The organism is Achromobacter sp. UBA5777 (assembly GCF_002418565.1).
GTDB classification, from domain to species: domain Bacteria; phylum Pseudomonadota; class Gammaproteobacteria; order Burkholderiales; family Burkholderiaceae_B; genus Achromobacter; species Achromobacter animicus.
The window spans coordinates 1-3,254 of the sequence record NZ_DIEJ01000006.1 but is presented as its reverse complement, the minus strand read 5'-3'; the positions used below and the strand labels follow the sequence as shown (position 1 = coordinate 3,254).

3 protein-coding genes are annotated in these 3,254 nt (G+C 65.4%); all 3 read left to right on the top strand.

Annotation, left to right across the window (positions count from 1 at the left end; genetic code table 11):
• Positions 1 to 1,124, top strand: a 1,124-nt coding sequence (locus B3446_RS00355) for a class I adenylate-forming enzyme family protein (protein WP_291376094.1), incomplete at its 5' end; no start/stop codon positions are given.
• Positions 1,125 to 1,181: 57 nt separating this feature from the next.
• Positions 1,182 to 2,156 carry a Bug family tripartite tricarboxylate transporter substrate binding protein gene (locus B3446_RS00350; RefSeq protein ID WP_291376093.1) on the top strand — a complete coding sequence of 325 codons (975 nt, stop codon included), beginning with the start codon at positions 1,182 to 1,184 and terminating at the stop codon, positions 2,154 to 2,156.
• Between the two features lie 19 nt (positions 2,157 to 2,175).
• Entirely contained in the window at positions 2,176 to 3,141 is a 966-nt protein-coding gene (locus B3446_RS00345; protein ID WP_291376091.1) for an NAD(P)H-dependent flavin oxidoreductase, read from the top strand.
• The last annotated feature ends 113 nt before the right edge of the window (positions 3,142 to 3,254 follow it).

The window sequence follows — 3,254 nt, the reverse complement described above, 5'->3', positions numbered from 1 at the left end:
CGGACGCGGCCGTCTGGGGACCGGGCGTCGCTGCCGCGCGCGCGGCCGAGCCGACGCGGGCAGAAACCGGCGAGCTGGCCGGCGAAGTCGCCACGGTGATCTACACATCCGGCACCACCGGCGCGCCCAAGGGCGTGATGGTCCCGCATCGCGGGCTGATCCACTTTGCGCGGGTGTCTGCGGCGTCGCGCCGGCTGACGCCGCACGATATCGGTTACGCGGCGCTGCCGATGTCGCACATCTTCGGCATCGCGACCGTGTTGATGGCCACGCTGCACGCAGGCGCCAGTCTGGTGCTGCGCAGCCGCTTCGATCCGGAAGACGTGTTCAAGGCGCTGGCGCATCCCGGCGTCAGCATCCTGCAAGGCGTGCCGACGATGTTCAGCCGCCTGATGGCGGTGGCGCCGCCCCGCGCGGAACTGCGCGCGCCGGCACTGCGCTACCTGTACACGGGCGGCGCGGCGCTGGATCCGACGCAGAAGCGCGACGCCGAACGCTACTTCGGCGTGCCGATGCACCACGGCTACGGCATCACGGAGTACGCAGGATCGATGTTCATCACGGATATCGACACGCCGCGTGACGATTGTTCGGCGGGCCATGCGGTGGACGGCGTGGAGCTGCGTATCGGCAGCCCGGACGCGGTCCCGGCGCCGGGCACGCGCGGCGACCTGCTGATCCGCGGTCCGGGCGTGATGCTGGGCTATTACCGCAATCCGGAACAGACAGCGCAGGCGCTGCTGCCGGGCGGCTGGCTCAACACGGGCGACATCGGCTTTGTCGACGCCAGCGGCGCGCTGTTCATCTCGGGGCGGTCGAAGGACCTGATCATCCGGTCGGGCTTCAACGTTTACCCGATCGAGGTCGAGTCGGTGATCAACGCGTTTCCCGGTGTGCGGCTGTCGGCCGTGGTGGGACGCAATACCGCCGATCACAACGAAGAGGTCATCGCCTTCGTCGAGCCGCTGCCGGGCGCGACGATCGACACCAATCTGCTGATGCTGCACCTGCGCGCCCAGCTCGCGCCGTACAAGCGGCCGGCGCGGATCATTCCCATCGAGACGATTCCCACCACCGTCAGCGGCAAGATCCTGAAGCAGCCGCTGAAAGAAAGGCTGGCGTAGGCGCGGATAGCTGTTCCGCTCTGACGACCGGCCACTTATGCACAAGGAGACAAGAGCGTGAACATCAAGACCCTGATCGCCGCGGCTTCGGCCGTGGCCGCGCTGGCTGGCGCGCAAACCGCAGCCGCACAGACGTATCCCGATCGTCCCATCCGCCTGCTGGTGGGCTACGCGCCGGGCGGCCCGGTGGACACGACGGCGCGCGTCTTTGCGAAGTATCTCGGCGACAAGCTGGGACAGACCGTGGTGGTGGAGAACCGCGCGGGCGCGAGCGGGATGATCGCGTCGGACGCGACCGCCAAGGCGACGCCGGACGGCTACATGCTGGGCTTTGCCGCCAGCCCGACGCTGACGATGTCGCCGCTGGTCCAGCGCAGCACACTCTTCGACCCCCGCACGGATTTTTCGCTGATCGGCCTGGTGGTGGATTACGCGAACGTGCTGCTGATCGGGCCGCAGATTCCAGCCAAGAATGTGGGCGAACTCGTCACCTATGCGCGAGAGCATCCGGAGGCGGTGTCGTTCGGGTCGGCGGGGATCGGGGCGTCGAATCATCTTTCGGCTGAACTGCTGAAGAAGCAGAGCCAGGCGTCGATGCTGCACGTGCCGTATCGGGGCAATTCGCCGGCAATGATGGACGTGGTGAGCGGCAAGGTGACGTTCATGTTCGACATCACGAGCACGGCGATTCCGTTCGTGAAGAGCGGCAAGGCGCGGGCGCTGGCGGTGACGTCGAAGACGCGCAATCCCGAGCTGCCGGACGTGCCGACGATGATGGAGGCCGGCATGAAGGATTACGAGGTGGTGGGCTGGTATGCGCTGGTGGGGCCGAAGAAGCTGCCTGATGCAGTGACGGCGCGGCTGACGCGGGCGCTGTCGGAGGTGTCGAAGGATCCGGCTTTCCGCCAGGCGATGACGGAAGGCGGGTACACGATCAACGCGGGCGATTCGAAGGCGTTGCAGGCGCGGATCGACCGCGAGTACGCGTTGTGGTCGGACGTGATCCAGACCGCGAATATTCAGGCCAATTGATTTTTCCCGGAGCATCACGATGAATTCCCCGTCCGCATTGCGAGACCAGATCCGCCTGCCTGTGATTGGCGCCCCGATGTTCCTGGTGTCGGGGCCGCAACTGGTGGTCGCGCAGTGCGCGGCGGGGATCATCGGGACATTTCCGTCGTTGAACGCGCGGCCGCAGGAGCAGTTGCACGAGTGGATCACGCGGATCGAAGATGGACTGGCGGCGCGGCGTCTAGCGGCGCCATCGCAGAAGGTGGCGCCGTATGGGGTAAACCTGATCGTGCATCCGAGCAATCCGCGGTGGCAAGGCGACTTGGCGATTTGTGCGGAACGGCGGGTGCCGTTGCTGATTACTTCTCTGCACGCGCCGGAGGCTGTCGTGAAGGTGGCGCATGCCTATGGGGGGGTGGTCTATCACGATGTGACGAACGTGCGGCATGCGAAGCGGGCGCTGGATGCGGGGGCCGATGGGTTGATTCTGGTGGCGGCCGGTGCGGGTGGACATGCGGGGCAGATGAATCCGATTGCGCTGGTGAATGAGATACGGGCCTTTTATGACGGGCCGTTGGCGTTATCTGGATGCATCAGCCATGGGAAGGATATTTTGGCTGCGCGGGTGCTTGGGTGCGATTTTGCTTATATGGGGACTCGGTTTATTGCTACCCGGGAGTCGTTGGCGGGGGATGCTTACCGGGAGATGGTGTTGGCGGCGCAGGCGGGGGATGTGACTTATACGGCTTATTTTTCTGGGGTGCCGGCGAATTATTTGTCGGCGAGTATTTTGGCGGCGGGGTTGGATCCGGTTGTGTTGGGCAGCAATGGGGTGACGCCGCCTCCGAATATGGATAAGAGTTCGCGGCCTAAGGCTTGGAAGGATGTTTGGAGTGCTGGGCAGGGGGTGGGGGCTGTGCAGGAGGTGTTGGGGGTTGCTGATCTGGTGGCGCAGTTGGAGGGGGAGTATCTGGGGGCTATTGGTGCTTTGTCGCGAAGGGTTTGATCTCTTTGACGTTCGGCGCGTGGCGGCCTGGGGCTGGTTCTTTTGACGCCCGGCCTGGAGGCTAGCGGGGCTGGTTCTTTTGGCGCCCGGCACGGCGTCGGCCTGGGGCGCGC

Coding starts and splice junctions, on each gene's coding strand:
- B3446_RS00345 (WP_291376091.1), top strand. CDS start 2,176: ATGAATTCCCCGTCCGCATTGCGAGACCAGATCCGCCTGCCTGTGATT.